This window comes from Streptomyces fuscigenes (assembly GCF_021556455.1).
Taxonomy (GTDB): Bacteria; Actinomycetota; Actinomycetes; order Streptomycetales; family Streptomycetaceae; genus Streptomyces; species Streptomyces fuscigenes.
Genome location: NZ_JAKGCV010000412.1, coordinates 1 through 4874, shown reverse-complemented (window position 1 = coordinate 4874; position 4874 = coordinate 1). Strand labels below are relative to the sequence as shown.

3 protein-coding genes, 1 tRNA gene and 1 riboswitch are annotated in these 4874 nt (G+C 74.4%); all 4 genes read right to left on the bottom strand.

The annotated features are described in order from the left end of the window. Window positions 1-282 precede the first annotated feature (282 nt). The 4 genes from L1885_RS23560 to L1885_RS23545 all read right to left on the bottom strand — a co-directional run bounded on the left by L1885_RS23560 (window position 283) and on the right by L1885_RS23545 (window position 4670). Complete coding sequence (locus L1885_RS23560) at window positions 283-1482, bottom strand: M23 family metallopeptidase (protein WP_372482011.1); 1200 nt, start codon at window positions 1480-1482, stop codon at window positions 283-285. 533 nt (window positions 1483-2015) lie between these two features. Continuing rightward, window positions 2016-2170: riboswitch (cyclic di-AMP (ydaO/yuaA leader) on the bottom strand. Between the two features lie 327 nt (window positions 2171-2497). After that, window positions 2498-3736 carry a PP2C family protein-serine/threonine phosphatase gene (locus L1885_RS23555; RefSeq protein ID WP_235799176.1) on the bottom strand — a complete coding sequence of 413 codons (1239 nt, stop codon included), beginning with the start codon at window positions 3734-3736 and terminating at the stop codon, window positions 2498-2500. A 585-nt stretch (window positions 3737-4321) separates the two neighbouring features. Next, window positions 4322-4395: transfer RNA gene (locus L1885_RS23550), tRNA-Met, on the bottom strand. A gap of 83 nt (window positions 4396-4478) precedes the next feature. Continuing rightward, window positions 4479-4670 (bottom strand): hypothetical protein, encoded by a 192-nt coding sequence (locus L1885_RS23545; protein ID WP_235799175.1) that lies wholly within the window; start codon window positions 4668-4670, stop codon window positions 4479-4481. Window positions 4671-4874: the final 204 nt, after the last annotated feature.

The following is a 4874-nucleotide window of genomic DNA, read 5'->3' as shown; positions in this document are numbered from 1 at the left end:
ACGCCCGGCGGCCGGGCCTCGTGGCCGTCGGCGCCGGCCCGGTGCGGGGCGGGTGCGGGTGCGGGTGCAGGGGTGCGGACGGCACAAGGCCGGCGGCTCCGGCGTCGGGGGGTGAGCGCCGGAGCCGCCGGGGTTCCCGGCAGCCGGGGGCCCGGGATTCTGGGGGGGAAGTGCCCCGGGTCCCGGCTGCCGGTGGTCAAGGTGGTCTCGGAGATCGCGTACGGCTGCGCCTTCGGGCCGCTGCGCCTTCGGGCCGCTGCGTCCTTCGGGCCGCGCGTCGCGTCAGGGCTTGAGGCCGTGGTCCCGCAGCCAGGGCGCCGGGTCGATCGCCGTGCCGGCCGTCGTGTGGACCTCCAGGTGCAGGTGCGGTCCGGTCACGTTGCCGGTCGCGCCCACCCGGCCGATGACCTCGCCGGTCTCGACCTTCTGGCCTGCCGTGACCAGCATCGACGACTGGTGGCAGTACCAGAGCTCCTCGCCGTCGTCGAGCTTGACGACCGTGCGGTACCCGTACGCCCCGGCCCAGCCGGCCGAGGTGACCGTGCCGCCGTGCACGGCCTTGATCGGGGTCCCGGTCGGCGCCGCGAAGTCGAGGCCGGTGTGGTACCCGGAGGACCACAGGGCGCCCGGGTCGCCGAACTGCCCGGTGATCGTGTACGAGACGACGGGGAGGGTGTAGCTCTTGGCCAGTTCGGCGAGGCGCGCGGCCTCCGCCTTCTTCTTGGCCTCCTCGGCGGCCTTCTTCTTGGCGGCGTCCGCCTTCTTCTGGGCCGCCGCCTGCTGCTTGGCCGCCTCGGCCTGCGCCGTGTGCACCGCGGCCCGCTCCGCCTCGGCCTGCCGGGCGTCGTCGGCCGCCTGCTGCTGGGCCGACGCCTGCTGGAGGATTCTCGCCCGCAGCGCCTCCCCCGCGTCGGTGTCGCCGTGCACGAAGTCCGCGGTCGTCACGCCCGCGCTGGTCAGCGGGGCGCTCGCGAGGACGGCCTCAGGCGCGGGCTTCGCGTCGGGGACGAGGGACCCGACCACGGGGAGCGCCGCCACGCTCTTGGGTATGTGCTGGGCCACGGCGTCCGGCATCGATATGGACACCGGGGCCTTGCCCTGCGCGGCCGCGATGCCGCCGGCCCCGACGGCGGCGATGACGCCGACGCCGAGCACCGTGGAGCTGCGGGCGAGCGCGTTGCGCTGCTTGACGACGCGGTGCTTGCCGCGCAGGGGGGAGATGGAGGCGGCCGAGCCCTCCTCGGCCGCGAAGTCGCCCCACGGCGCCCCGGCGGCGGCCGCGAGGGGCCCGTCCTGCGCGGCATCCGCCTCGGGTTCCGGCTCGGGGTGGGGAGCGGCGCCGTCCGTCGCCGGGAAGGATCCCGTGGCGCCGATCCCGCCGAACTCGCCGGTGTCCTCGGCGGCCGGGAGGAACCCGGCCCCTCCGGCCACCGGGAACGAACCCGTGTCGCCGACGGCCGCGAACGAGCCCGTGTGGCCCATGGCCGGGAACGAGTGCGTGTCGTGGAAGGCCGGATACGAACCGGTGTCACCGAACGCCGGGAACGAACCCGTCTCGCCCATCGCCGGGAACGAACCCGTCTCGCCCACGGCCGGGAACGAGCCCGTGTCGTGGAAGGCCGGATACGAACCGGTGTCACCGAACGCCGGGAACGAACCCGTCTCGCCCATCGCCGGGAACGAACCGGTGTCGCCGAAGGCCGGGAACGAACCCGTGCCGTCGGCCGCGGCGGGGTACCCGGCGGGCCGCGGGCCGGGGGCGTAACCCGCGCCCGTGACGTGTCCCTGCGTGAACTGCCCCTGCCCGTAGGCCTGATGGGCATCGGAGGCGAAGCCGTGGGCGTCGTGGCCGAACGGCCCGGCACCGGGCACGTGTGGGGCGACCGCGTCGTGGGAACCCTGGAGGAAAGGAGCCTCGTGGCCGAAGGACGGGTCGCCGCCGAGGTGCCCGGACGAGGACGGGTTTTCGAACAGGGCTTCCGGGGCAGGCTGGTTGGACGCCACGGGGGCGCACTCCTTTCCTTCCTTCTCGCCTACCGGGTTAGCTGACGGGTTCGGAGCAGGAAGGTCTCCTACGGGTGTGCCCGGCCGCGCAGAGGCGGCAGGAACGCCCGATTCACCCCAATGGTTGGTTCCCCGGTTCCCTTGCGGAATTCGGCGCACGCGCACGGCGCCATCTCTGACGACGGCTGGGACGACCGCGCTGCGTTATCGAACGTTAATAGAGATCCACCTGTTATTCCAAGCTGTTCCCGATGATCGTTAACGACTTCGCATCGGATCAACCGGGACAGAAGCCCCCGCAATCGGGCGAGTTGACCGCATCTGGCGGGGTGGAACCGCGCCCTCAGCCCGCCGCCCGCCCTCCGACCGCCTCGGGTCCCGGATTCCCGGCAGTGCGGAGCGCGTGTGAACGTCTACGCACAGTGACGCCGCCCCGGTGTCATGCACACCGGCCGCCCGGGCGGGCGGCGCGCGGGCGGAGCGGGCGACGGCGTCAGAGCGGGGGCACCACGTTCATGATCCGGCGGCGTTCCGGCTGCCCCTCCGCCGGCCGGCTGACGGCCAGCAGCGCCATGTCGTCGGTGCTGCCCCCGCCGGTGTGGACCCGTACGTCGCCGACCACCGCGTCCAGCAGTTCCTCGGGCCCCGGGAAGATACGGCCGCTCAGCCGCCCGGCGGGCTCGTAGAAGACGCCGTTCCTGTCCCGCGCCTCCGACAAGCCGTCCGTGTAGAACAGCAGGGTCGAACCCGGCGGGTACGGCGCGGTGTCGGCGCGGTCCGGCCAGCCGCCCAGTTCGGACATCCCGAGCGGGAGCGCGAACTGGCCCGGCTCCAGCGTGCGCACGACGCCCGCGGACGCCAGGAGCATCGGCTCCGGATGCCCGCGGTTGACGAGCCGCACGACGCCCTCGCCGCGCGGGATCTCGGCCAGCACCGCGGTGGCGAACGACTCGCCCGGGTCGGACTCGGCGCGGCGGGTGCCCTCGCGCGTCAGGGCCCGGTCCAGCCGCAGCGCGACGCCCTCGAGTGTGCGCTCCTGCTCCGCCGCCTCGCGGAAGGCGCCGACCAGGACCGCGACCGTCCCGACGGCCTCCATGCCCTTGCCGCGCACGTCACCGACGATCAGCCGGACCCCGTGGGGGGTGTCCTGCACGGCGAAGAGGTCGCCGCCGATGAACGCGTCCTCCTGCGCGGCCTCGTAGCGCGCGGCGATGTCCAGTCCGCCGATCCGCTCGGAGGGCTGCGGCAGCACCGCGCGCTGTGCCGTCTCGGCGATGATGCGGGCGGAGGCGAGCCGTTCGCCGCTGCGTCGGACGATGCGGTTGATGCCGAGCGCGAGGGCCGAGACGGTGACGACGGTGATGAGGTCGCCGATCGCCTCGATCTGGCCGATGGTGCCGTCCTGAAGCCGCAGCAGGGCCTCGGTGGCGATCGCGACGAGCGCGATGACCACCGTGCCGACCAGGCTGAAGAACGGAGCCGCCACCATCGGCGCGGCGGCGAAGAACGGGGACGCCGTGAACCGGGTCGGCGTGACCGCGTCGAAGACGACCCCCACGCCGATCACCACGAGCGGCAGCCAGAAGCGGAACCTGCTCGGCCGCGGGCTCGCGACCTCCTCGCCCCGGGCGGGCTCGCCGTCGCGCCGGGCGACCCAGTCCCGCGCGATCCGGACACCGCGGGTCCGGTCCATGCCCCTGCGGATCCGCACTCCGCGCCCCGTCTTCGCCACCAGTGGTCTCTCCCCCGCCGATCTCCTCGCCAAGGCTGCGGACGGTACCGCGCTCCTCCCAGGCTGACCGCCATCGGCCCCGGCGGCGACTCGCCATCGACCGACTGGCGTACCCGGCCGGGCCGCCGTCCCCCGCACGCGGAGGAACGGCCGGCGGCTCCGCCGGGTCGGGGCAGGGCCCGCCGAGGGCCACTCCCTGGCCCGGATCGCCCGGGGCGGCCCGGCTCACCGCCCACTCCCCCCGCGCCCCGCCTGCCGCCGGCCGCGCCCGCCGTATGCGCCGCGGATGTCCGCAGCCGCGTCGGGGAACGACGGTACGCGCCCGTCGGGTGAAGGTCTCCCGCCACGTTGACGCCACTCGGCCCCGTGCAGTTCCCGACGGGCCCGGAGAGGCACACGGGGGCTGCCGGACGGGAGGAAGGGAGTGGAAGGGAGCGAGAGGGAGCGGAAGGGAGCGAGAGGGAGCGGAAGGGAGCGAGAGGGAGCGGAAGGGAGTGGACGAGGGAGGCGATCGGGGGCGGGGACCGGGGGGCGTACACGACGAAGGCCCGGATCTCCAAGAGATCCGGGCCTTCGGTACTTCAGTAGCGGGGACAGGATTTGAACCTGCGACCTCTGGGTTATGAGCCCAGCGAGCTACCGAGCTGCTCCACCCCGCGTCGGTAGGTTCAACACTACGCCATCCGAAGCATGATCCTTACCGCCCCGCCCACGCGGCGGGCCGCGGCCCGCCGGCGGCGCGCTACGCGGCCGTGACCACGTCCGCCTTCACGGCGGCGGCCCACTCGACCAGCAGCTGCTGATAACGCTCCTGCTCGGCGGGGCCGAGCGAGGCGCCCGCACGGGCCCACAGAGCCCGGATCTGGGTGTTGACGGCGGCGGCGGAACGCTCGGAAGCGGACTCGCCGATGGCACCGGACGAAGAAGCGAACATGTGCTCAAGACTACGGGCCGCCACTGACAGTCGACGGCGCGTACGGGGCCGCTCGCGAAGCATGTGAGGGAGGACACTCCCAGCTCGGGGCGCCACGGCCGCCCGGCCCGCCTCCGCCGGGACCCGGCCCGCCTCCGCCAGGACCCGGGACGCCTCCGCCGGGCACCGCCGGGCGCTCCGCCCACCGCCGCGCCCCTGCCGGGC